Source organism: Halobacterium sp. KA-6 (assembly GCF_021029015.1).
Taxonomy (GTDB): domain Archaea; phylum Halobacteriota; class Halobacteria; order Halobacteriales; family Halobacteriaceae; genus Halobacterium.
In genome coordinates this window covers 1-21,660 of record NZ_JAJJZH010000005.1, presented here as the reverse complement: position 1 = coordinate 21,660, position 21,660 = coordinate 1, and the positions used below count along the sequence as shown (strand labels likewise).

Below are 21,660 nucleotides of genomic sequence, written 5' to 3'. Positions count from 1 at the left end.
TGACCCTACCCGATCAGACCCTCTGGTCGAGAATCACCCGACGGCGGCATGTTCCACCCAAATCCTTAATGGGTGGAACACCAACGAAACGACCGAAATGGGTGGAACACGCTCACGTCCAGCGATTTTCAACCAGCTATAGCGAGTGTTCCACCCAACAACCAACTAGGATAGAACGGGGGGTCCCCGTTGGGACCAAGGGATTGGATCGAGACGTAACGCAGAGAGCGTTCTGTTCTGGCTCAGAGACAGTGAGAGCCATGCGAGGTGCTACGTGAAGGTGAGTGAACCGATCGTCAACGAGCCGGAGGCGATTCCGGAGACGTTGTGCGAACGCGAGCAGTGGGTGTGCTGGCGCGAAGAGGAGCGAGACGGCAAGCCAACGAAGATTCCGGTGACGCCGGGGGCTGGTGGGTTCGCGTCGTCGACGGAATCCGATACTTGGAGTGATTTCGAGACGGCACTCGACTACACCGAGACAGAGCATGCGGACGGTGTCGGGTTCGTGTTTACCGACGACGACCCCATTGTCGGCGTCGATCTGGACGACTGTCGCGATCCGGAGACCGGCGACGTCGACGACGCCGCGCGGGACATGATCGACCGATTGGATTCCTACACGGAGGTGTCGCCGTCGGGCACCGGCTTCCACGTGCTCATCAAGGGGGAACTCCCGGAGGGTCGGAACCGTCGCGGGAGCGTCGAACTGTACGATACGGCACGCTTTTTCACCGTCACTGGCGACCACGTCGACGAGACACCGACTCACGTCGCCCGCCGGCAGGACGCGCTCACAGCGATTCATCGTGAGTACGTCCAGGACACCGAGCGTGCCACAGCCTCCGAGTCCGAGCAGCGTGATGGCACTGACGACCAGTCAACGGAGACCGATACGGTCGACGCTGGCGTTGACGTCGACCTCGAGGATGAGGAACTCCTCGAGAAAGCCCGGAATGCGTCGAACGGCGAGAAGTTCGAGCGGCTCTGGAACGGAGACACGGGCGGCTACGACAGCCACTCCGAGGCAGATATGGCGCTGTGCTGTTTGCTGGCGTTCTGGACCGGCGGTGACCAGACGCAGATGGACCAACTGTTCCGCCAGTCGGAACTCCACCGCGAGAAATGGGACGAGGTCCACTACGCTGACGGGTCGACGTACGGTGAGAAGACCATCGAGCGATCGATTGCGACCACCTCCGAGTTCTACGAGCCGGACGCTGGCGACGACACCGCGGACGCCCACGACCCAGCTGCCGACTCGTCTCCAGGTGTCGACGCCGGTGACTCGGAGCGAAGCCGTGCGTATCTAGCCGAGAAGAACCGGCTCTTGGGCGAGCGTATCGACGAACTCGAGGCGACACTAGCGGAGAAAACCGAGCGGATCGACACCCTCGAAGCAGAAGTCGAGCGACTCACCGAGGAGCTGGCAACCCGTGACCGAGAGCCAGGGGATCCCCAAGAATCGACCCCTGCCGATACTGGTGAAGGCGATAACGAGTCCGAGACAGCGTCCGTATGGGGCCGGACGAAACGGTTGTTCGGAAGTGACTCGAAGTAACGTCGAGACCGCGACGTAGCGTTTCTCACCCCCGAGACGGGTGACGGGGTTTCGAACTACCCCGAAACAACGCATGCATTCTGAGCGACAGCACCAGCGAGACCGTGGTATTGACCGAGTGCCAGCCCATCTCAACGCGTCGAGATCGCCCTGGTCGGATCTCCGCCTGTCCGTTCCAAACACTCGTAACAGTGAAGCGATCGTCTCGTTCGTCGAATGCACTCTCGTCGAACTCACCCACGAAGACGTCGGTGCCGAGTACATCTCCTCGAATGTCTGGGGGATGAAGCGGACGCAGTTCATCGTAGCCGACGACGTCGGCGAGACGTTCCAGAAACGTCACTACGACGGACGCCTTGGCTGGCACGAGCAGAGAATCAGTCGCGAGGACGTCCGGGAGGAGCTAGTGAACCGTCTCTCACGCCCATCTTCCCTCGCGACGAATCAGAGCCACGGAGCATCCGTCGACGAGCCTGATACATTCGCGGTGAAGGGCCTCCAAGAGTTACAGCACGAGACGCGAAGCAGGTGATATCTTAACCAACACTCGCCGCGACAAGGGCCGGAGTGTTGGTTAATAAGTGAGCAGCGTCATCTCTCCCCGACGTCGGTCACAGCGAGCACAGTGCCGTCAGTAGTTTTTTCGGCGCCGTGAGGGCCGAGGCGCGCAGGTGAGCGTGCCTAGAGTTGATTTCCATATGAATGGCCCGAACAGATACGACGACGCATCACACGATCATGAGCGATTCGAAGACGAACTGGTAGCCCAAGACCAGGACGCCACACAGGTTGCGACCGAGGACATCGATGAGACCGGCGCGCGGCACCTCGCCGCGGACCTCGTCGAGGCGGGTGTAGTTACCCCTGTCGCCGAGGAACGGGTGCTCGTTCACGAGCCCAGTAACGCGGCCTTCGATTCGATCAGACAGTTGGCTGTCTTCCATCGCGGGTGGACGGCCGCTTGCGACGCCGACGAAGAGGACGCGTAACTGCAGCAAACACTCTCCGGCTGTGTTCTGCGATGCGCTCCCCGGCTCGGAACTCGACGACGCCCGCACTTGGGGGAAAGACGACTGGGTCACCCACCCGATCTGCGTCGACTGCGCTATTCAGGAGCGCCCTGATTCCAACGACCTCGACCACCATGCCTACGACGGCTGTGGACGCATCGTCGATACGCTGCCGGCACTCACGTCCTTCCACGTCGAACTCGGCCACCTCGACGGAACAGTACACCTCTGTGTCCGCTGTAGTCCTGGTGGGCCCGCGACGTACTGGACGCGCGACCTCGAAGAGCATCTCGTTGCTGACATAAACTCCGAATAGGCCTGCCCCAGTGCGCTCCACTGGTTCAGTACGTCCGGAAAATAGATTCGGGGATATGCATCCAGCCCTACGAGGGAACTCAATCCGGTTGTCGAGATCCCGAAAGGGCTCAGTCCAACATGGCCTCGATATCCCATTCGGTCTTCTCGTTGCGGACCTGAATTTGCTCCCAGGCTTCCTCGGCACTACAGTCCGCTTCGACGCCTCGTTCGTAGAGCCCAGCAGCATCCTCACGCATGGTATTCAATTTCATCTCCGGTGTCCGGAGATAAGAGTATGCGGCCATTTTCGCAGGCGGTTAGTCCGACTCATCAGACTCTGTGTTTCCAAGGTCTGTGGATTCGAATTCCTCTTCCCACTGCGGACGGGCCGGCCCCGGCACTTCCGTCGCGAGAGTCCGAAGTTCCTGCTCCGAAAACCAGGGGAAACAGCGGTCGTGGAGTTCGTATTTCCGAAACAGATTCAGGTGGACCCAACTGTAGGATGCGATTTCTCCGAGAGCATCCCGGTCACGGTCGCGAAGCGCATCAACGACCTCCTGTTCGGTGATATCGATATCAAAGGTTTGCGCTTCACTGACGAGTGCTTTCAGCTCTCGTCGTTTCGTCTCATCGTCAGCGTCTGGTGCATAGTATATCTGAATGGCAGCGTCGATCACGTCCGCCTTCGACTCAAGGGCATCTCGCGTCAAGCCCGTATAATCCCGGGGGAACATCCAACCTTTCTCGAAGTAGGGACGCTGATCGAGCAGCCCCAATTCGGGGCTTTCACCGCCACTCTCCTTCTCGTAGACGCCAACGAGGTGGTCCGCGAACTCGGCGAGCGCGTGAAACTTGATGAGGAACGACGGCACGACACGCGTGTCTGGATCAGCGGTGTCACCGATGAGTGTGGCTTCAGCGTCGATGGGTTTGCTGAGTTCGTACGCCATCGCTCGGAGCCGAACCTCGTAGTCGCCGCGATAACTGCCGAACACAAGATAGGTCGTGATGCCCGCCTGGGTGAACGCGGGCACAGCCTCGTTGATGAACCGGGCAACCTCTGATCGATCCGGTCGCGGAACCGCAACGCCGTGAAGTGCCCGATCCACGGCGGCTTTCACGCGTCGCCAGCGGTCCTTTCGCGTCTCCTCAGTCACAGTGGGTGCTTCTCAGGCAACGGTGTTAGGTCTTGCTAACTACGTCGGGATTTCCTCTCTAAATCGTCATGGTACACCCGAACAGTTACAATCGTTCAGGAAGTAGAACTTCATATGAGCGAACGGACGGACACGCCGGCACCGGCAGACGCACACGCTGATACGGTATTCGACGTCGGTAGTGCTGACGCCTATGAGAAACAGCGGCGCGTCCACCGGTTTCTCTCGCAGGAGACACGAAACCACATTATCCAGGTGCTCCTCGGCCATCCGTCACACCTCGCCTCGATCACGGAGCTTGACTACTTCATCCCGAAGAGCCGGTCAACGATTCGCGAACAGCTCGACAACCTCGCGGATCGAAACATCGTCTCGAAGTACCATCACGAGCCGAACGAAGGTGAACGCGGCCTGCCGACAGACTTCTGGGGACCTACCGAATTCGGCGTCGAACTGCTCTACGAGTACAAATATCTCCGTGGGGTCCCAATCATGCGGTCGCTCCACGACCACACGGCGTTGACTGAACAGGTCGAACGCCACCTCAATGCTGCGCGCCCCGACCTCCCGGAGGCGGTCACAGATGCGCTCGAATTCGACGAGATCGACGTTACAGAGTCGGAATCCGCTGAAGATAGGAGAGCGGCGCTCCAAGAAGGGTCGTTGTTTACTGATGAGACTCCCAAAGAGGAGCGTAGTGAATCCCCAATTGACGATCTCTTCTAGGGGGATACGCGAACTATGCTTCACAAAACTCGGTAGTGCGAACTACAATGCTGGATTCAGAAGAATTTGAAGAAAACCAGCGCGGGAATACAGAGCAACGGCGTACCATGATCAAGCAGTGGGCGGAATACATCCGGACCCACGGTGACGAGGAGTGGTCACGCCAGCAAAACAAACTCATCAACTCCCAGCTGCAGTCGGTGAACGATCTCGCTGAAACTGGTGACACCGATCCGGTCCAATTTGCAAATGTCCGAGATCGACTACAAGACCCAGAATCGGGAACCTAGGTCTCGCTCTTTCGCTCAGAGAACCATATCTTGACAGCCCTGGCGGTATTCTGGAAGACCATGCAGTGTCCGGAATGTGGATCTGACATCACGATAGAGGTTGGGCCAGAGCGGCCACTCTCAATGTCGCTCGTAGAGGCTGTGATTGCTGCTGACGAAGACGACCAAATCGCCTGTTCGCAAAACTGCTGGAACTGTGGCTGGCAGGAGAAGCGCTCGATCCGTATCCAGGCCATCGAGAGAACCGACGGCGATGAGCAGGCCGCCAAACGCGCGTCGCTCATCGACGAGATCGTGAGTGAGGCAAAGGGCATCGAACGTATCACGATGCTCGAGGATGTGCTCGCAGAGGTCCGTCGCCAGCGCCGTCTGGAACCGAACACGTCGAATGCCTCTACTGACGCCACCTTTGATGATAAGCCCGATTCATGACTGTTGATGAGGCGTTCTACGACGTACGGGAGCGAACCGAGAATCCCGCCCACGCGTCCGTCGAAGACGTCTGTGAACTCGTTCGCAAGCGAGCCCAGGATCCCCGTGACGATCACATGAATGCGCATTTCGACGAGGCCATGGCAGATATCGTCGAAAGACACGGGATAGAAACTGTTCAAACCGTGATCCGCCGTATCCTCGTCGAGCACTACCCGTTCCGCACTGCGACAGTTGACCTCGAAATGCGCAACGTCGATGGTGTCTGGATCGGCACCGCAGCCACCGGATACCTCCGAGAGCTAAACTCGGAACAAGACAGCTGAGGCCTCTCCACTGAAAGCCCTCGGCCGCTCGACGTCCCGCGACCACGTGAGACTGCGTCTCGCTTGCTCCCGTTCGCTCCGCTCACGGGAACCCCGCTGCGCGCCTCGTTCCTGCGGTGCTTGCGGGGTCGGGAGACGACCGAGACGGCCTCGCCCTTTCTGAGTCCACCGGGCTGTCGGCTAGTTCATCGAGCGCCGGATTCGGTTGAACGAGGTTTCTCTATGGCCCGCCCCGCTTGCCGCATGCCGCCCTCCGCGTCGTTCGCGACCGACCATTCCGGGCGTGTGGGCGCTCTCCGCACCGCCCGCGCCCGTTCCGGGCTAAAATGAATCTGGTCTCGACGCCAGCGGGTAAGCGCGAGGGGTTGCGCGGCGTGGCTGCTCACCACCTACTGATTGATCTTTAGCTGAGGACACAGCGGAAATAGACATACGATATCAATTCTGCCGCAGAACCCGAACGAACTAATAGAATGATATCGGAGCCAGTTTAGAGGCTATTCGACTCGACGAGAGTCCCAGTCGCAGTCGGAATTACTCGCCCACCGACCTCTACCTGAATCGAATCTGCAGTTGTCTGCCCACGTAGATACAGTAGTGAGGGTCGGTTCACTTCATATCCTTGTTCGACACGTACGTCGATCTCAGACGTGTCGAAGTACTGGTGCTCAGTAAGGTATGCAGCGAGACACCCATTCGAAGCACCAGTCGCAGGATCCTCAGGGATACCGAAAAACTCTGCAAACACTCGGACGTTGAGCTCGTTTTCTGGTTCGTATGTCTCCGGAGCGAACACGAGGAGATTCCGTACTCCGTACTGATCAACCAATTCCGAATACACTTCATCATTAGTCTCGGCCTCCTTCACCGCACTTAGCGATTCAACTGGCACAATTAGTGTCGGAACGCCAGTTGAGATAATCTGGGCTGGGAACTGGTCATCCAGAACGTCAGCTGGTAGGGAAACCGCGTCCGCCGCCCTCGCAGGCTCAATTATTTCATCGAACGTTGGTTCCGGGTGCTCCATTAGTAAGATTTCATCACCAGTAGCTGTTTTTTCGACTGAAACGGGGATTGCGCCGACTTGTTCGTGTAACACTAGTTCATCATCGGAAAGTCCGAGCCGCTCTCGGAGAACGTACGCCGTACCGAGCGTGGGGTGGCCGGCGAACGGTAGTTCTGTCGTGGGCGAGAAGATGCGGACCTCGAATCCGTCCGCATGACTTCCATCTGGGTCGATGAATGTTGTCTCTGAGTAGTCGAATTCGTTCGCGATCCGCTGCATTTCTTCGCCGCTCAATTCACCTTCTGGTTGGACAACCGCGAGTTGATTCCCCGTATATTGGCTTTGTGCGAAGACGTCAACGATATCATAGCGGATGTCACTCATACTGCTCACGTATTTACTTACAGAGATTGGGTGATAAGTAGTCTCGTCAGGGCGAGTGTCACTGGTCTCTCTTACTCGGAGTGCGCTTTCTACTCTCCTAATTACGGGCTGTAGAAACCCGAGAAATCAAGCTTGGTATGGTTCTATGATATTTGGTTCAACTGTTTAGTCCGGTAGTGTTTTTGAGCGCCTGCGAAGGATGCAGGCGCGTTCGGTCGTGCCTGCACAGCACAGGTGATTCGGGATGTGTTACCACCGCCAGCGACAGCTGAACCGTCTGATGGAGGCGCGATGATCGATGTCGATCGAACTGAACGAGATCGAGGAAGCTGAGGTTGAACTGGAGGAGTGGCTAGTCGAACAGGCTGAGAACGGTGCCCCGGATATCGTCCTCATCGGGCTCCTACGGGACTATGCGGACGACATCGAACGCCTCGGTTACGTGCCGCGAATGTGGGGTGAGGCAGAGCGATGAGACGGACCAACACCTTCGAGGTCGTCCCGCAATCGGAGCGGGCCGACACAGTCCTTCGACGCCTTCTCGATGCGTAAGCGAGCCTCTGGAACCAGCTGACATACGCCCGTCGGCAACAGTTCTTCGCCGGCGAGAGCGTCTGGGACAGTGCAGACTACTACGACGAGTACGTCGACGTGTTGGGGTCGGCGACGACCCAGGAGGTTAGTCCGCCTGGCTACTGGGGGAACCAAAGCGACGGGCGTGACCTTCGGACCTACATCCGCAACGACGCCTACACGATTACCTGGGGCGAGCGCTCCCGGCTCGAAGTGCCCATCGGCGGCCAGCTCAAAGACGAGTACGGCTTCGGTCAGTTCGAACGGCTCCAGGTTGCGGTTCGCGGTGAACCACACTGGCAGGGCGAGCCGGGTCGCCTCCACCTCACCTACGACGACGTCGACGAGACGTATCGGGCCCACCAGCCGGTGACGGTTCCCGAGGCTGAACAGACGACGCCGACGGGGACAGACGTCGCCGCGCTCGATATCGGCGCGAACGTCTTCGTGGCGTGTACGACGACGACGGGCGCCCAGTACTGGTACAGCGGTCAGGAGCCGTTCCGGCAGTTCCGCGAAACCACCGAGCGTATCGCCGACGCCAAAGCGAAGCTACCGGCGGGCCAGCAGACCAGCAACCGAATCCAGCGGCTCTATCGGAAGCGGTCCCGCCGGCGCGACCACGCCGTGAACGCGCTCCTTCGAGACCTCGTTGAGCGACTCCACGACGACGGTGTCGAAACCATCTATCACGGCGACCTCACCGGCGTCCTTGGCGAGTACTGGTCGGTCGAGGCGAACCTCAAAGCCCGCACGTTCTGGGCGCATCGGCAGTGTCTCGATCAACTCGCGAACGTCTGCGAGGAGTACGGCATCGAGGTGGCATCAACCTCCGAGGCGTGGACCTCCCAGACGTGTCCGGAGTGTGGTGAGCGCGAACGGACCCGCCGGCATCGTGAGACGCTGCGGTGTCCGTGTGGCTTCGAGGGCCACGCTGATCTCGTCGCGTCGCGGACGCTGCTCGAACAGGCGACGAACATCGCGGTCAGGCCGACGGCACGGCCCGTGCGGTTCCAGTGGGACGACCACCAGTGGTACCCCGTCGAGAGGGACATAGTGGCTCCCAACGAATAGCGCACAGACCCGCAAGGTGCCGCCGTGGTGTCGCCGCGACACCAGCGAGCGGACGCTCCGTGTACGCGGAGTGGATGTCGATCCGCTGGTCGCTCGCTTTTTGAACAGATGAAAAATCGGTTAGTTCTGAACCAACTGTTCGGACAGACGTGAAGTCCATAATGGATAAGCGCCCTGCGGTGACTTTTGAGAATATGCCCTCCGAACTAGGTCCACTTGCTCGAGAATTATCGCGCTCATATTACGAAGCCGCCTTCCCCGCACACGACATTTTCCATGCAAAACGAGTCCACGATATATCGCAACAGCTTGCGGATAAACACCCCAAGGAAGTTGACCGAAACGTACTAGCTGCAGCTGCATGGTTTCACGATATCGGACGGCCACTCGAACGTGTCGGAGAGATCGATGACCACGACAAATGGGCAGCTAACGAAGCCACAAGCCTGCTCGAAGCTGAAGACGTGAGAACGGACCAGATTTCAGCCATCGAGCACTGCCTCCGAGCACACAGCATCCGAGCAAGCTCTCCTGACCCAGAAACGATCGAAGCAAAGCTTCTCTTCGATGCTGATAAGCTCGATGCGACTGGTGCAGTCGGACTAATTCGACTCGCCTGTATCGTCGGCGAACGCTCGGGGCGTACTGGCGATCAGTATGCTGTTATCGATGACGCATCCACGCTCAGTATAGACCGCTCTGACTTGACAGATATCGAACTCTTACGTGAATGGGCACGTGAGCGACTTGATGCGTTATATACTGACCAAGGACGACGCCTTGGAGAATCCCGGTGGGACTTTATGGAATCCTTCTTTGAACAGTTTGCTCTCGAAACCAACGCGGATACAGAGGAGTAGCACAGCTGTATTGAGGTGGTCGTTTTTCTGATCCACGGACGAATCTCAGCACAAGGAGTGTTCAGAAAGACCGGCAACCGGACTCTGCTTTTCCCGTGTTATCGTTTCGGCTCGCACCGCTCGCCGCGTTCCGCCCTCCGCGTCGCTCGCGACCGACCATTCCGGGCTGCCTGCCTGCAGTAGCGGGCGGGCTGCCGGGCTAAAGTGCATGTGCCCTCGGCGCCAGCGGGTATCCCCGTCGGTTGCGCCCCTCGCGGGCTTTCGCGTTCCAGCGCTTGGTGCCGCCTGCGCTGTCGCGCGCCACACCGCGGCGCGCGTTCTCGGCGACAGTCGCGCTGGACACGGACCCGCAGTCCGGGCCGGACACGAGCGGGCATATCCCGCTGGCCGCTCGCTCCGGGCGGGTCGGCGCGCGGTGCTGGTTGGGGCCACCTCATGCAGGCGCGCTCTCGCTCGCGCCCGGTAGGGCGCTCGCGAAGGCGCGAGCGAGAGCGCGCAGATGGTTCTGTCGGTCGTTGTCGTCGGAAAACCGCGATGTAGGAGCATCGCGGTGGCGGCGCGTGAGCGCCTTCGTCGGAAATCACCTTGTGAGTGATTCCAATGTCCAGTAACAACGCTAGCGGAAAGGTCGTTTCGGTCGATGAACAGGCATTCGAGAAAGCGGGCGGTCAGGCGGTCGATGAAGACGGCTTCCCGGTCGTCGACGAGACACCGGAGTTCGAGGCGGCGGTCGAGCAGGAGACGCAGGCGAAGGTGGATGCGAACCACCCGGACGGAATCGCAGACACGAGCGAGGACCGGATTCACGGGGTCACCCTCGAACAGGAGGAGCGCATTCGGGCGCGGGAAGCCGAACTGGAGCGCATCAGTGCCCAGGCCGAGCTGGGAACGCAGGACGGTCGGGAGCAGCGCACGCGAGAGGTCGTCAGCGAGCAGTGTGGCCGTGACGAGCCGGCACCGGCGGAGCGCACGGATCCCCGAGAGAAGCTGACGCAAGACGAACTCGCGGCGGTCAACAAGCAGGCGATGCGGATCAGCGGCGAAGTGCAGGGCGGCTGGTCGAGAGCGGTCGTTGCGAAGCAGCTGGCCGAGAAGGTGCAGCGCGGTCGGGACGTCACGAAGGCGGTGCTGGAGACCCTCGAGGAGTTGAAGGCGGCGCCGGGGGCGATCGTGCCCATCGCGGACGTGCCGGACGTCCCGGTCGGTGAGGTGACGGTCGAAGGCGAGATAATCGAACTCTGGTCTCCCAGCAGTAGCGCTATTCAACAAGTCGGGCTCATCGAAGACGAAAGCGGGCGAACGAAATTCACGGTCTGGGAGAAGAGCGGGAAGACGGTGGTTCGAGAAGGGCAGACAGTGCGGTTCCGGGCAGCAGCCAAGAACTGGTACGAAGGCCGGTGCTCAATCGCGCTGACCGGGTGGTCTCGGATCGAGTTCCCGGAGCGCGGTCGGTGGTGGGAAGAATAGTCAGTCGAGGCAACCCTCTTTTTGCTGTGTGCCGGACCGACCCAGACCCCGCCACCCCACCCTCCGCTCCGTGCTCGCTTCGCTGCGCGCGCAGCCACAACCTCAGTTATCAGTCTGATATTTATACCAAAACCGTGGGAAGAGATGCCCGATTGGCATACGGTTTTAGATGATCACGGGAGCTTCGATTATCGAATTAATAGAGAATAGTAGTATAATGGAACTCGGAGGGAGTCAGACCATTTTCAGGTGATGAAACAGAAACTGAGGAGTGCTTGGTTATCCTAGCCCCACACCAGTTTACGTGTTACTGGTCGTCGGGTGGAAAGTCGTCTGGAAGCTCTTCATAGACTTGTTCGACGACATCGTTGCGGAGTTGGTCGGTGACGCGTTCAGTGATAGTTTTGAAAAAGATGAGTTTCTTGGCGGCCTCTAAATCTGAGTGGTAATCTGCCACGTTCCCATGGAGAATGGGATTGCGTTCTTCATAGAGTTCTTCAACGAAATATTCAGCAATTGCCTCGTTCAAATAGTCCTGTACTGCGGTGTTTTCGACGAGATCGCGGATGTATGGGTTTTCAATCTCACCCCCATTGACGCTTTGTAGGGATAGGTCGTCGTGTTCGCGTGGATTGAACTGCCAGAAACTGTCGTAGTCAGCATGGAGATAGATAGATTCTCCTGCTTGCTGATCCAGGTAGGCTCCATAGATCCAGAGAAGAAACTCGATCTGGGGCAAGATGAGATTGATAGCTGAGGCGTACCGCTCATCTCGATAATTATCGACCACTTCTTGCATGAGGTCCTCGCGTTCGCGGAACGGTGGGAGTTTTGCTACCTCCTCCAACACCTCATCGAAGTACCCATCGCGTTCAACCTCATCAACGACAAATGACTCATCGAAGTCACCCTGTTTGTACTTCTGGTATAATGCCCGTGCTTGCGGGATCGTCAGATCTGTCAGCCACCGTAGCGGGAAATCTTCATACTCCTCTTCGAACCTGTAAAGCTGGGTATAGAGCCTTGGTTTGAGGATCTGGAGGGCATAGTGCTTATGAATGCGATATTCATCTCCGTCAATTGTCGCTGTCTCAGATTGCAAATCTGAATCGTCGTATGGGAAGCTCTCTACCCTGCTTCTCGTCTTTCTGAGAAGAGAGAGCCTGTCAGCCAATTCTTCGTGCTCCGGGTCCTCAAGAATCGGGTCACGTAATCGTTCAAGTATTTCCTCCTTGTCCTCGCGGTCCGATTCCTCTATCTCGACGATTTCCTCATAACTCTCGCCAAACAGCTCTCGCCGCATCTCCTCGATATACTCATCAATTTCGTCAAGCACTGGCGCAGCGTTTCGATGATACCGTTCTTTCAAGTCATCAGATACTTCCTCCCGCTCAAAATCTGCTTTCACCTGGTCCAGTATCTGCTGACCTTCCTCAGTCGAGAGGTAATGATCCAGTTCCACATTGTTCACATAGGATGTCAGCATGATGACCTGCACTAGCTCAAGAGCCACTGATAGATCGTCATCGAACAGCTCATTTTCGATCCAGAAACGCTTGTGTACCGCGTTCATCAGGTCGCGAAGGAGAGGATCCTCCTCGACTTTCTCCATAACTAAATCAAAATATTCCTCTTTATCAACATCGTCAGGAAGATTATCCGGGAATTCGCGAGACATATCTATTCACCTTGACGTCTAGCGTTATGGAAGCCGGTTCGCAGTAAGAGATACAATCTGCTTTTGAGGTATATCTGTCGGGAAAGCGTTAGTTCCAGCCGCGGCATTCACGGAGATTATCGAGATTGTTATCCTCAGTTTCATCAGCGGTGGATCGAAGCGTAGTTTGACCACAGGTCCCGCATTCATATTCGTGCACATCGGCCCTCTGGCCGGTGGATTCGCTTTTGGTGTAGAAGGTATCGCCGTCATCCATTGCGGCTAAGACCTCTTGTAGTTCCCATCGTTGCTTGGCCTTGTCGGGATCATTACCGGTGCCGACGGCGACGATATGAGCCTGGTCGTGGGGTTCATCTGGCGGATCTTGCTCTGTACAGACGATACGGTATGATGTCATCAGTCTCAGTCCTCGTTGCTGAAATCGCCGGTTTCGAGATACTTATAATTATGTTACCAGATAGCACGGGGTCCACTCATTTTGTAACACCAGCAAAATCGCCCCGATACCCCGACCATTCTTTACATCGGAAACGTGGTGTGGCGGTACTGTAGAATGTTTGTTCCCCTTCTTGGCACTTTACAGGTGATACCAGATACAGAGTCAGCAAAAGTTCCGAGAATTGGAGATTGACTTATTCCTCCTCACGCCAGACGAGGTCAAAGTAACCGAGGATGAGGTCGACGGTCAGGTCGAACCAGTCGACTGCGGTGTCGGTATCGATTACAGGAACGGGGTCATCGGTGGGATGGATGATATCATGACGCTGTTGGAGGAAGGTCTGGAACTTATTCCATTCATCGAAGTAGGGGTCGTCGTGGCTGGTGAGAGTCACGCCTGAAATGTCGTTCAAAGCGGTCTTCGCTAGATCCTTCCGGCTAATTTTGTTCCCGCTGCGGTATTGTTCGACTGAATTTATGGCGTCGGTGTGATCTTGGCCTTGCCATCTATAGTAGAGGTAGATCTGTCGATAGAGGCAGTTGTCAACGGCAGATACAAGAAGGGGTCCAGCTGCTAATGGATTGTCACGGTTGATTGCGGTTTTGGCTTCTCTGAGAAGCGTGAGCCAGGGTGGGTCCCGCCCTTCTGTTTGAAGTAGATTTCGTTGATAAATCAAGGTGATATCATCGCCTTTTGCGATAGCGTCTTGGGAACACTCGTCTTTTCGGAGATTAGCGGTGACAAGGACTTGGCGTGGGGCAACCTGGGTGACTGAGACAAGGAGGATATCAGCTAATGTCGCCCGAGTCATCGAGCCTTCATGGCGATCAATCGGTAGCCGATCATCTTGATCAACACCCCTACGCTCAGCACCTTTCAGTATTAGCGAGCCGCGCTCAATTTCATAACCTTGGTAGAGGTTGCTCAGTCTGTGTTCGGATGTCTCTCCAACTGTGACATCGGTATAACGCTCTTGTGAAGTAGATTGTTGATAGCGAGAGCTACGACTGAAAGTCGAAGAGGGCAAGGGCACCGCGCCAGCGGTGCCCGATATGTTCCCAATACGCCGGTTTGTGTCGGAATCGGCTGCAGCGGACCTGCTCCAACAGGTTCGCTGGCGTGATGGCGTTGAGTGCCCTCGCTGCCGTTCTGACCTGACGGTCAGAAACGGCAGCTATCGGGTGTATCAGCGGTATCTGTGTAAGAATTGCGGTCGGACGTTCAACGATAAGACCGGGACGATCTTCGCTCATTCGAAGCTGAAACTCAAAGAGTGGTATTTTACGATTTACGTCTTCTTACGGTTTAACACGAGTATTCGACAGATTGAGGCGGAACTCGATCTGTCGTACAGAACGGTGAGACGGCGCGTCGAGCGCTTCGCCAGAGCGCTCGACGCGCCGTCGATCACGCTGTCCGGGCCGGTCGAAATCGACGAAGTGTACGTGTCTGCGGGGCTGAAAGGCCGCGAGCGCGACCAGGAATCGCGCTCGCGTGGCCTGTCCACGCGTGGGCGAGGTTCGTACGATGGCGACAAACCGCCGGTGTTCACGCTGGTTGATCGTGGCTCGGACGAGCGCTACGTCGTGCCAGCGAAATCCGCCGACGAATCGACCATTCGACTCCTGCTTGCTGACCACGACGAGGAGTCGCTGACCGTCTATACGGACGGATTTCGGGCCTACGAGCCGCTCGAAGAAGACGACGCATTCACCCGCGAATACGTCGTCCACGGCGACGGAGAATACGCCGACGGCGACATCCACGTCAACAGCTGCGAGAGCCACGCGTCGCTGACGCGACGGTGGCTCTCGCCCCACCGAGGAGTGTCAAAAGACAAGCTCACGCCGTATCTCAGAGCCTTTCAGCTCCGCCGCGAACTCTACAGAAAACCTGGTGACGAAGCGCTCAAACATGCTCTCGACGCTGCCCTCTGAAAATCAACAACGTGCTTCACAAGAGCGATATGGAAAATACTCACGGATCGGGTCAAAACCCGTTCACATACACCAAACACCCAGGGGAAGTCAGATTGAGCAACGTATCCCACAGTATACGTTGCCCTCAAATCCTATCCCGGTATAGATATCTAACAGCCCCGATGACGCTGTCGGAGAATGATTTGTCTTCGCAATACTGCTTAACGTGGTATTCGGAACGGCACTCGGAACAACAGTGCTCCAAGGCATCACACAGGGTATCGTTGCCGGCGTCGTCGCCGGAACCATCGCTGCTCCGGTCTTCCTAGAATGGATAGACCTCTCTTTGAAGCGGTATCAACTCTCCTCAAAACGTGAACATTCGCCCTGTTGGAATACCGTACGTAGCGGTCAGCAGTCTGTCTCCATACACCGACTCTGGCCCGATCACTCGCTACGAATCCCGGTGAAATCGGTTACGAGGAGACTCGCCGCCCAATCCCGACAACACCGATGATTTCCTCATCATCCTCCACTGGTGTGCCGGTAAATTCATACGGTATCTTCTCGCCATCCTTGGTCACGAGGTCTGCTTCGATCACTACCTGTTTGCCATCCGACAGCACCTGCTCGATCACCGCCTCGATTTCAGCTTCCGTCTCATCATCAAACAAATCCATCGGCGTCAGCTCCCGAATCTCCGCTGCAGAGTATCCGATAACGTCCTCGAATTCATCGTTCCACCGAGCGTAGTTGAGATCCTCATCAAAGACATAAAAGAGGTCATCAAGTGAGTTCAGTGCCGTCTCCAAAAACCGCTGTTCACGCCGAAGCTCCTCTTCACGGCGTTTCTCCTCAGAGATATCACGGACAACGCAGACGTGCCCACCGTCGCTCAACTGTGTCAGACTTAGCTCTTCGACGACACGCTCGCCATCAGTCGTGACGCCAACCGACTGGCCTGTCCACGACCCCTCGGATTCAAGCGCCGGCAGAATCTCTTGATAGAATCGGTCGGCCTCCGATTCGGGATACAGCGACTCCCAATGGTCATGCAGTATCTCTTCTCGGTCCGCGGAGTACACGTCGGCGTACGCTTGATTCAGATACACGTACTCGCCGTCCTCATTCAGAATCCCGATGCCCTCTTGGGCCGACTCTAAGGCCTGGAACCCACGGAACACTTCCTGTTCGGCTCGATATTTCTCAACCAGGTTCTTCACGCGGTTTGCCAGGACAGTGTATTGATCTGTGCTACTGCCTTTCTGCAAGTACTCCGTAACGCCAGCAGTAATCGCTTCACTCGCAATCTCTTCGTCACCTTTCCCAGTAAAGAGAATAAACGGAAGCTCCGGATATTCCTCCCGAACTACATCAAGGAAATCAAGTCCGTTCTGCCCCGGCATCTCATAATCACTGATGATACAGTCAACCGTGTTGTCTTGGAGAACCGCTAACCCATCTTCAACGGTCGTTTCGGTTGTGACAGTGATTTCGTCTCGTTCTCGTTCAAGAAACGTTTTGACCAACTCCGCGAATGCGGCGTCGTCGTCTACGTGTAACGCGTGTATTGAATCAGCTGTTGGGGATAAACTGAGTTCTTCAAACCCTTGGAGATTCTCTGGGTGGGACATATGCGGCAATAGCGACCTCGGTGTCTGTCTTCTGTCGCCGAACTAAGTTGAATGCCGTGATTTGCGGTGACACACGCCAAAATGTAGGAATTCGCTACTTCACTCGTCGGTTACTGACCTAGAATCAAGGGATAATGGGGCAACATGTTGTGTCCAACACCGTGATAGAAAATACATACTTATAGGTAGTTCACATTTTCTCGGCTAGATAAATTCGATACCAGTGATTTCGAAGCGTGCGCCGCCAGCATCACTTTTCGTGACGCTGATTTCCCACCCGTGTCCGTTCACAATCTGCCTGACAATCGACAATCCATAGCCGGTCCCATCCTTCTCGGTTGAATACCCATACTCGAAGATGTCGTCCTGAATTGCCTCTGGAATCCCTGGTCCAGTGTCTTCGACATACAAGCCTCGATCAGCCGAGAGTCGGCCGACGTGGATAGTGACTTCTCCACCGGCATGTTCGATTGCATTCCGGAAGAGATTCTCGAAGACGCCGTGCAGGCGGCTCTCGTCGGCTTCAATTTCCCCGAGATCTGTGCGGATATCGAGTTCCGCGGTTCCCGTCCTCACATTTCGCCACGCTTCGGTGGCACACGCCTCAACATCAACTGTCTCCGTTTCCCCGATTACTTGCCCTTCTTTCGTGAGCGCAGCCACATCCTCGATGAGCGAATCAATCCGTTCGAGCGAGTCAGCGACCTGCTCTAACTCCGGGATATCGTGGTTTTCCTGCGCGAGCTCCGTATACCCACGTGCGACCGACAGTGGATTTCGAATATCATGGGTGAGGATGTCCGAGAACTCAGTTAGACGGCTTTTTTGGTCGTGTAACTGCTCTTCGTGGTGTTTGCGTTCGGTGATATCCCGAATAATCCCGGTGAAATACTGTTCGCCATCATGTTCGTGCTCTCGGAGACTGATTAGTGTCGGGACTTCGTGGCCGTCTTTGTGCAGCGCGGGTAGTTCAACCCCATCCCAGTCAATATTTCGCTCCCCAGTTTCGACGTAGGAGTCTAACGCAGCGGCGTGAACGGGTTGTAGCCGCTCGGGGATGATCTTCATTTTTGGACTGCCCACCAGTTCCTCCGGTGCGTAGCCGAGAATATCTTCGATAGCTGGGTTCGCGTAGACGATTTCGCTATCCGTATTGATCGTCAGCATCCCTTCTGCGGCGTTTTCGACAAGCGTTCGGTAGAACTCCTCAGACCGAACGGAAGAGACCTGCCCAGCCATTTGGTTACAGTATTAACATACGGGTTCTAGGGATAAACACTTGCTGGATAGTCGCCGATAATACCCAGTAGTTCAGTGCTGCAGGCAAGATCTAGTTGCCTGTTTGGAGGTTGACTGTCCACTCCGCGAAGTCTCGGTTGCATAAATCGTTGACCGAGTCGGTTGCTGTGCTTAGCGTTCACCGGGGTCGTCAAAGATGGTGTACGAACCGTTCTCTGACACTCTCTGCTGAGGAACGCAATCAGTCACTCAGAGATCCGGTGGTGCGCGATTTCGCCTGATCCACAGTGAGGACACTGGTCTGCGTCTGGTTGGAGTTTCGTTCCGCACTGGCGGCACTCAACGACGACCTCCGCCTCATGACTGGAGAGTAGCTGAGCGAGTACCGCACGGATACTCATGAGAACCCTATATTCCGCTAGGAGTGAGTTAATGGTACTGGTGCGGGAGTTTCTCCGGAAATCCGGGGTGGACAACCAGCAAACCCGCCAAAGGCTTATCTTCCAGACGGAGTGAACTCCACGTGGAAGGACCTGTCACACGCTCCTTCTACCCCATGAGCATGCCTACTGATGACTCGTCGCTCGGTCAGTGCCCGGACTGCGGCGACCCGGTCTCTGACGCGTGGCTGCTTGTTGAATACAATAAAGACGACGGGACTGACGGTGTCTGGGCGGAGTGTCCATCGTGTGGGGACGTCATCGCGCCGGAGTAGCCAGACCGCAAACTCAAGTGGGCTTCACAGCGTATCTCGACCAGAACACGAGTAATGGAGATTCCTACCCAACTGCGCTGTCTATTCGCTGGCGCTGTCGAACAGCAAGACGGAACGTATCTTATTGAGGTCCCAGAGCGCGAGATAGACCGTGGCGAGCTGCAGCAGGGCGACACGTACCGCGTGGCTGTTCTCGGAGCATCAGCCACCGACGACGCTGCCGAGACTCCCACCGACTCACAGAGCAAACAGACGACGAGCACGCCTCCTGTTACCGAAGGTGAGCAGCGAACCGTCGAAATCGAAGATATTGGGGATCAAGGCGACGGCATCACGCGTGTCGAACGTGGCTTCGTCGTTATTGTCCCTGATACCGAGCGCGGCGAGCGTGTCACCGTCGAAATCACCGACGTAACTGAGAACGTTGCCTTTGCCGAGGTCGCCGAGCGCGAAAATTACGACTAACAGTTCCTGGGTCCGATATCTGTCTGAGCGAGTGCTGGCCCGTGAGCTCGTACTAGTAGACGACTGGTGTGGAGCAGCCAAATACTCAGTGGCACTCTCGGGGAGGGGGCGTTCCATATACAGCAACTACTAGTAGATTCGCAGAGGTCGATATCCACCGTATCACCGGCGTTAATCGGCGAAATACCGGGGATATAGCACGCCGAGAATTAACTTCTAGTGTGCTCTCTCTTCACCGGCGTATCTGGTGGAATAGCCGCTCAGTAGGAATGCGAGTTTAGCAAGAACCTCTCAGCTAGTTCCGTCGAAAGACTGATACGACTACCATCGTATTTCGGATATGGGCATGTTCTCCGCGTACGGCGACCGGATTGCAGCGATTGTACTCGGTGCTTGCTTGCTGGTGGCGTATCTCCTCGTGAATCCGTTTGAACTTACATCAGACGTGGTTGCGACCGGCCTGAGCGGTATTCCCGTCACACTGCTCATTTTTGGTGTGGCAGGCGTTTCGAAACGCTCTGCCCTCCTCATCGGCGGAAGTAGCACGTTGGGACTGATGATTGGCACGTACCTCCAAACGGCCGGAATTGTTGGCTGACGCTGACTGCTGCCCCCATCAAGGAGCCAGCAGGGCCGTACCTAGATTGGTAGACTCACTCTCTGTACTTAGCGACCTGCGTCAGAATATGTTATCCGTTGAGGATTTCAATAGAGCCGAACCGTTCTATGACATCCCCCTGTCTGTAGGCTAATTGATGTGAGAGCTATTGTTTAAACCCGAAGACGAAGCATGATACGGCCAGAATACTCTATGACCAATCAGTACGCCGACTACGAAGCCCTCCGACCGCTCGGCGAAGCGACCGACGTTCCCGACGACCAACTCGCCAGTAGTAGTGGCCAGCCCCGGCGGCAACGCTCTGGTGGCGTCGACACGGACTATCAAGACGACCCCACAGCAGATGAGACCGAGTGCAATTCCTGTGGAGCGTCGATCCCCGCCGACCAGTCGAAGTGCCGGTTCTGTCTCACGAACCATCTCGAAGCAGCCGACGACCAGGACACATCGACTGCCGAAACGACTCTCCTCCACGTCATCCAACTGCTCGTTGAGGCGTCGACGTTCTACGGCGCCGTCGGGAAGGGATCTGCTGCGGCCACCCTCCTCGCGAAGGGAGATGATGACCCAGTAGTCGATGACTACAAGCTAATCTATGATCTCGACAAGGAACCGGCCCCACAGCTTGTCGATCAGTGGCCCTCGCTCCCCTCGGCGACACGGGTCACGTCTGAATGTGGTAATCAGCTGCTCGCGGCTGCTCGTGAGCGGACGACGTGGACAGAGACGACGCAGTCCCGTCACGACGGCGAGCATTCGACGTTCCTCTACGAGGAAACCGGGAGTGGGGTTCGCTCCGAAGATCGTCTTGCAAGCCTTCGTGAGTACGCAGACGACGACCTCTGGCTGGTGCCAGCGATTGCGCTCCAGGAATCCGTTAACAAGACCGATACCGAACAGCCACGACGCGAGCGCCCGAACAGAACTCACCTCGAGTGCCGGGAGTGCGGTCGGGAGACTAAGCATCGATTCCGCGAACTCGAGGCTGTCCCCGATGACGAGTGGACCGGGCAGCCTATGTGGGAGTGTCAGCGGTGCGGGACACCTCGCTATGGACCCGAACCCGAAGCCGGTCAGTAGAGACGGTGTCAGTTTAACCAACAAATCCGGATATCGATTCGTTCTGTTGGTTAACTGAAGGACAGTTCGTGATCACCCTCGGACTGCCCTGCTGACAGCTCGCTGGCGTTTTTTCGCGCCGCAAATTGACGGAGGCGCACACATGGACCCACGAGACACCCCCGGCTATCGACTCCACCGCGCGCTCATCAGCCTCACCAGTATCGACAGCGACCAATTGGAGCCCGCTGATCAGGAGCGAATTAACACCGCGACGACGCTCCTCGAGCAGGTGGATGTTCTCACCCAACCGAATCCGACGAGGGACGGTGACATCCACGGAGAATCGTGACAGCACGACGCGTCAGCAGTGCAGTGTCCTGTGGTCGTCACAGCGTGAGCGGTTGTTCGCCCCCTGAAGGGGTGCGGGGCGACCTCGTGAAGTCCAGACATGGCAACACTCCAAGCCGCAACGACATCGACCGGCGCGCTCGTAACAGACCCACAGGCCGTCCGCCAGCTCTGTGAGAACCACTGCTTCGGGACGCTCAACTGGGAAGTGGACGACGACGGCGAACTCGTTATCTGGGGCTACGATAGCTTCGAAGGGCTCTGTTGAATCACTAGACGGCGTCGGGATGGGTCGCTAAATCAAAGGAGTTGAAGCGGAGAGATTTGGTTGCCTATGACACAAATCTCCCGCTTCACTGGTGAGATTGTGCCGATTGCCCAA

The 21,660-nt window shown here is 56.8% G+C and carries 25 protein-coding genes and 2 pseudogenes; 19 read left to right on the top strand and 8 right to left on the bottom strand.

The features are described from left to right. Positions 1–280 precede the first annotated feature (280 nt). The 4 genes and pseudogenes from LPA46_RS11155 (at position 281) to LPA46_RS11140 (ending at position 2,884) form a co-directional block, all read left to right on the top strand. On the top strand, positions 281–1,558 hold the full coding sequence (locus tag LPA46_RS11155; protein ID WP_230892567.1) for a phage NrS-1 polymerase family protein: 1,278 nt from the start codon (positions 281–283) through the stop codon (positions 1,556–1,558). Positions 1,559–1,631: 73 nt separating this feature from the next. Further along, positions 1,632–2,090, top strand: coding sequence for a hypothetical protein (locus LPA46_RS11150; protein WP_135536590.1), 459 nt, complete (start codon positions 1,632–1,634; stop codon positions 2,088–2,090). A gap of 166 nt (positions 2,091–2,256) precedes the next feature. Continuing rightward, positions 2,257–2,547 (top strand): hypothetical protein, encoded by a 291-nt coding sequence (locus LPA46_RS11145; protein ID WP_135536588.1) that lies wholly within the window; start codon positions 2,257–2,259, stop codon positions 2,545–2,547. Beyond that, positions 2,548–2,884, top strand: a pseudogene (locus tag LPA46_RS11140) (DUF7558 family protein). Between the two features lie 109 nt (positions 2,885–2,993). On the opposite strand, the gene LPA46_RS18840 reads toward LPA46_RS11140, so the two are convergent. Next, a complete protein-coding gene (locus LPA46_RS18840) occupies positions 2,994–3,122 on the bottom strand; it encodes a hypothetical protein (protein WP_259371300.1) in 129 nt (42 codons plus the stop codon). Positions 3,123–3,182: 60 nt separating this feature from the next. Then, positions 3,183–4,022 carry a hypothetical protein gene (locus tag LPA46_RS11135; protein WP_070807669.1) on the bottom strand — a complete coding sequence of 280 codons (840 nt, stop codon included), beginning with the start codon at positions 4,020–4,022 and terminating at the stop codon, positions 3,183–3,185. A gap of 114 nt (positions 4,023–4,136) precedes the next feature. On the opposite strand from LPA46_RS11135, the gene LPA46_RS11130 reads away from it, so the two are divergent. From LPA46_RS11130 to LPA46_RS11115, 4 genes are all read left to right on the top strand, one after another. Beyond that, positions 4,137–4,748, top strand: a complete 612-nt coding sequence (locus LPA46_RS11130) for a hypothetical protein (protein ID WP_010904228.1) — start codon at positions 4,137–4,139, stop codon at positions 4,746–4,748. Between the two features lie 47 nt (positions 4,749–4,795). Further along, entirely contained in the window at positions 4,796–5,038 is a 243-nt protein-coding gene (locus LPA46_RS11125; RefSeq protein ID WP_010904227.1) for a hypothetical protein, read from the top strand. A gap of 123 nt (positions 5,039–5,161) precedes the next feature. Continuing rightward, on the top strand, positions 5,162–5,470 hold the full coding sequence (locus tag LPA46_RS11120; RefSeq protein ID WP_230890072.1) for a hypothetical protein: 309 nt from the start codon (positions 5,162–5,164) through the stop codon (positions 5,468–5,470). Next, positions 5,467–5,796 carry a hypothetical protein gene (locus tag LPA46_RS11115; RefSeq protein ID WP_058984766.1) on the top strand — a complete coding sequence of 110 codons (330 nt, stop codon included), beginning with the start codon at positions 5,467–5,469 and terminating at the stop codon, positions 5,794–5,796. Before LPA46_RS11120 ends, LPA46_RS11115 begins: the two co-directional genes overlap by 4 nt. A gap of 490 nt (positions 5,797–6,286) precedes the next feature. Here LPA46_RS11115 and LPA46_RS11110 read toward each other — a convergent pair whose 3' ends face one another. Next, positions 6,287–7,186: a PhzF family phenazine biosynthesis protein gene (locus LPA46_RS11110; RefSeq protein WP_010904224.1), complete on the bottom strand. Its 900-nt coding sequence runs from the start codon at positions 7,184–7,186 to the stop codon at positions 6,287–6,289. Between the two features lie 298 nt (positions 7,187–7,484). Between LPA46_RS11110 and LPA46_RS11105 the strand changes: the two genes are divergently transcribed. The 4 genes and pseudogenes from LPA46_RS11105 to LPA46_RS11090 all read left to right on the top strand — a co-directional run bounded on the left by LPA46_RS11105 (position 7,485) and on the right by LPA46_RS11090 (position 11,160). Continuing rightward, the gene (locus LPA46_RS11105) at positions 7,485–7,661 is read left to right on the top strand and encodes a hypothetical protein (protein WP_230892565.1); all 177 of its coding nucleotides are present in this window, start codon (positions 7,485–7,487) and stop codon (positions 7,659–7,661) included. After that, positions 7,658–8,833 (top strand): annotated as a pseudogene (locus LPA46_RS11100) (RNA-guided endonuclease InsQ/TnpB family protein). The gene LPA46_RS11105 and the pseudogene LPA46_RS11100 overlap by 4 nt, the downstream one beginning before the upstream one ends. Before the next feature lie 194 nt (positions 8,834–9,027). Further along, a complete protein-coding gene (locus LPA46_RS11095) occupies positions 9,028–9,693 on the top strand; it encodes an HD domain-containing protein (RefSeq protein WP_230892564.1) in 666 nt (221 codons plus the stop codon). A 600-nt stretch (positions 9,694–10,293) separates the two neighbouring features. Next, positions 10,294–11,160, top strand: coding sequence for a DNA-binding protein (locus LPA46_RS11090; protein ID WP_230892563.1), 867 nt, complete (start codon positions 10,294–10,296; stop codon positions 11,158–11,160). A gap of 307 nt (positions 11,161–11,467) precedes the next feature. On the opposite strand, the gene LPA46_RS11085 is transcribed toward LPA46_RS11090, so the two are convergent. From LPA46_RS11085 to LPA46_RS11075, 3 genes are all read right to left on the bottom strand, one after another. Next, a complete protein-coding gene (locus LPA46_RS11085; RefSeq protein ID WP_230892562.1) occupies positions 11,468–12,838 on the bottom strand; it encodes a hypothetical protein in 1,371 nt (456 codons plus the stop codon). An 88-nt stretch (positions 12,839–12,926) separates the two neighbouring features. Beyond that, positions 12,927–13,235, bottom strand: coding sequence for a DUF3892 domain-containing protein (locus LPA46_RS11080; protein WP_230892561.1), 309 nt, complete (start codon positions 13,233–13,235; stop codon positions 12,927–12,929). Between the two features lie 235 nt (positions 13,236–13,470). After that, positions 13,471–13,671 carry a hypothetical protein gene (locus tag LPA46_RS11075; RefSeq protein ID WP_230892560.1) on the bottom strand — a complete coding sequence of 67 codons (201 nt, stop codon included), beginning with the start codon at positions 13,669–13,671 and terminating at the stop codon, positions 13,471–13,473. Between the two features lie 658 nt (positions 13,672–14,329). Between LPA46_RS11075 and LPA46_RS11070 the strand changes: the two genes are divergently transcribed. Continuing rightward, positions 14,330–15,214 carry an IS1595 family transposase gene (locus tag LPA46_RS11070; RefSeq protein ID WP_230892559.1) on the top strand — a complete coding sequence of 295 codons (885 nt, stop codon included), beginning with the start codon at positions 14,330–14,332 and terminating at the stop codon, positions 15,212–15,214. Between the two features lie 458 nt (positions 15,215–15,672). Here LPA46_RS11070 and LPA46_RS11065 read toward each other — a convergent pair whose 3' ends face one another. Together LPA46_RS11065 and LPA46_RS11060 are read right to left on the bottom strand one after the other, a co-directional pair. Next, a complete protein-coding gene (locus tag LPA46_RS11065; RefSeq protein ID WP_230892558.1) occupies positions 15,673–16,830 on the bottom strand; it encodes a PAS domain-containing response regulator in 1,158 nt (385 codons plus the stop codon). 204 nt (positions 16,831–17,034) lie between these two features. Next, positions 17,035–18,069: a two-component system sensor histidine kinase NtrB gene (locus LPA46_RS11060; protein WP_230892557.1), complete on the bottom strand. Its 1,035-nt coding sequence runs from the start codon at positions 18,067–18,069 to the stop codon at positions 17,035–17,037. A gap of 562 nt (positions 18,070–18,631) precedes the next feature. On the opposite strand from LPA46_RS11060, the gene LPA46_RS11055 reads away from it, so the two are divergent. From LPA46_RS11055 to LPA46_RS11030, 6 genes are all read left to right on the top strand, one after another. Next, on the top strand, positions 18,632–18,784 hold the full coding sequence (locus LPA46_RS11055) for a phage terminase large subunit family protein (protein ID WP_230892556.1): 153 nt from the start codon (positions 18,632–18,634) through the stop codon (positions 18,782–18,784). Between the two features lie 54 nt (positions 18,785–18,838). Beyond that, positions 18,839–19,249 (top strand): TRAM domain-containing protein, encoded by a 411-nt coding sequence (locus tag LPA46_RS11050; protein WP_230892555.1) that lies wholly within the window; start codon positions 18,839–18,841, stop codon positions 19,247–19,249. A 346-nt stretch (positions 19,250–19,595) separates the two neighbouring features. Beyond that, positions 19,596–19,847 (top strand): hypothetical protein, encoded by a 252-nt coding sequence (locus LPA46_RS11045; protein ID WP_230892554.1) that lies wholly within the window; start codon positions 19,596–19,598, stop codon positions 19,845–19,847. 213 nt (positions 19,848–20,060) lie between these two features. Beyond that, on the top strand, positions 20,061–20,948 hold the full coding sequence (locus tag LPA46_RS11040; RefSeq protein WP_230892553.1) for a biosurfactant protein 1: 888 nt from the start codon (positions 20,061–20,063) through the stop codon (positions 20,946–20,948). A 142-nt stretch (positions 20,949–21,090) separates the two neighbouring features. Then, positions 21,091–21,279 carry a hypothetical protein gene (locus LPA46_RS11035; RefSeq protein WP_230892552.1) on the top strand — a complete coding sequence of 63 codons (189 nt, stop codon included), beginning with the start codon at positions 21,091–21,093 and terminating at the stop codon, positions 21,277–21,279. A gap of 99 nt (positions 21,280–21,378) precedes the next feature. Continuing rightward, the gene (locus LPA46_RS11030; RefSeq protein WP_230892731.1) at positions 21,379–21,546 is read left to right on the top strand and encodes a hypothetical protein; all 168 of its coding nucleotides are present in this window, start codon (positions 21,379–21,381) and stop codon (positions 21,544–21,546) included. Positions 21,547–21,660: the final 114 nt, after the last annotated feature.

What these genes read in the sequence shown, in the direction of transcription:
- LPA46_RS11150 (WP_135536590.1), top strand. Translation starts at nt 1,632, where the DNA reads ATGCATTCTGAGCGACAGCACCAGCGAGACCGTGGTATTGACCGAGTG.
- LPA46_RS11145 (WP_135536588.1), top strand. Translation starts at nt 2,257, where the DNA reads ATGAATGGCCCGAACAGATACGACGACGCATCACACGATCATGAGCGA.
- LPA46_RS18840 (WP_259371300.1), bottom strand. Translation starts at nt 3,122, where the DNA reads ATGCGTGAGGATGCTGCTGGGCTCTACGAACGAGGCGTCGAAGCGGAC.
- LPA46_RS11130 (WP_010904228.1), top strand. Translation starts at nt 4,137, where the DNA reads ATGAGCGAACGGACGGACACGCCGGCACCGGCAGACGCACACGCTGAT.
- LPA46_RS11125 (WP_010904227.1), top strand. Translation starts at nt 4,796, where the DNA reads ATGCTGGATTCAGAAGAATTTGAAGAAAACCAGCGCGGGAATACAGAG.
- LPA46_RS11120 (WP_230890072.1), top strand. Translation starts at nt 5,162, where the DNA reads ATGTCGCTCGTAGAGGCTGTGATTGCTGCTGACGAAGACGACCAAATC.
- LPA46_RS11115 (WP_058984766.1), top strand. Translation starts at nt 5,467, where the DNA reads ATGACTGTTGATGAGGCGTTCTACGACGTACGGGAGCGAACCGAGAAT.
- LPA46_RS11110 (WP_010904224.1), bottom strand. Translation starts at nt 7,186, where the DNA reads ATGAGTGACATCCGCTATGATATCGTTGACGTCTTCGCACAAAGCCAA.
- LPA46_RS11105 (WP_230892565.1), top strand. Translation starts at nt 7,485, where the DNA reads ATGTCGATCGAACTGAACGAGATCGAGGAAGCTGAGGTTGAACTGGAG.
- LPA46_RS11095 (WP_230892564.1), top strand. Translation starts at nt 9,028, where the DNA reads ATGCCCTCCGAACTAGGTCCACTTGCTCGAGAATTATCGCGCTCATAT.
- LPA46_RS11090 (WP_230892563.1), top strand. Translation starts at nt 10,294, where the DNA reads ATGTCCAGTAACAACGCTAGCGGAAAGGTCGTTTCGGTCGATGAACAG.
- LPA46_RS11085 (WP_230892562.1), bottom strand. Translation starts at nt 12,838, where the DNA reads ATGTCTCGCGAATTCCCGGATAATCTTCCTGACGATGTTGATAAAGAG.
- LPA46_RS11080 (WP_230892561.1), bottom strand. Translation starts at nt 13,235, where the DNA reads ATGACATCATACCGTATCGTCTGTACAGAGCAAGATCCGCCAGATGAA.
- LPA46_RS11070 (WP_230892559.1), top strand. Translation starts at nt 14,330, where the DNA reads ATGTTCCCAATACGCCGGTTTGTGTCGGAATCGGCTGCAGCGGACCTG.
- LPA46_RS11065 (WP_230892558.1), bottom strand. Translation starts at nt 16,830, where the DNA reads ATGTCCCACCCAGAGAATCTCCAAGGGTTTGAAGAACTCAGTTTATCC.
- LPA46_RS11060 (WP_230892557.1), bottom strand. Translation starts at nt 18,069, where the DNA reads ATGGCTGGGCAGGTCTCTTCCGTTCGGTCTGAGGAGTTCTACCGAACG.
- LPA46_RS11055 (WP_230892556.1), top strand. Translation starts at nt 18,632, where the DNA reads ATGCCTACTGATGACTCGTCGCTCGGTCAGTGCCCGGACTGCGGCGAC.
- LPA46_RS11050 (WP_230892555.1), top strand. Translation starts at nt 18,839, where the DNA reads ATGGAGATTCCTACCCAACTGCGCTGTCTATTCGCTGGCGCTGTCGAA.
- LPA46_RS11045 (WP_230892554.1), top strand. Translation starts at nt 19,596, where the DNA reads ATGTTCTCCGCGTACGGCGACCGGATTGCAGCGATTGTACTCGGTGCT.
- LPA46_RS11040 (WP_230892553.1), top strand. Translation starts at nt 20,061, where the DNA reads ATGACCAATCAGTACGCCGACTACGAAGCCCTCCGACCGCTCGGCGAA.
- LPA46_RS11035 (WP_230892552.1), top strand. Translation starts at nt 21,091, where the DNA reads ATGGACCCACGAGACACCCCCGGCTATCGACTCCACCGCGCGCTCATC.
- LPA46_RS11030 (WP_230892731.1), top strand. Translation starts at nt 21,379, where the DNA reads ATGGCAACACTCCAAGCCGCAACGACATCGACCGGCGCGCTCGTAACA.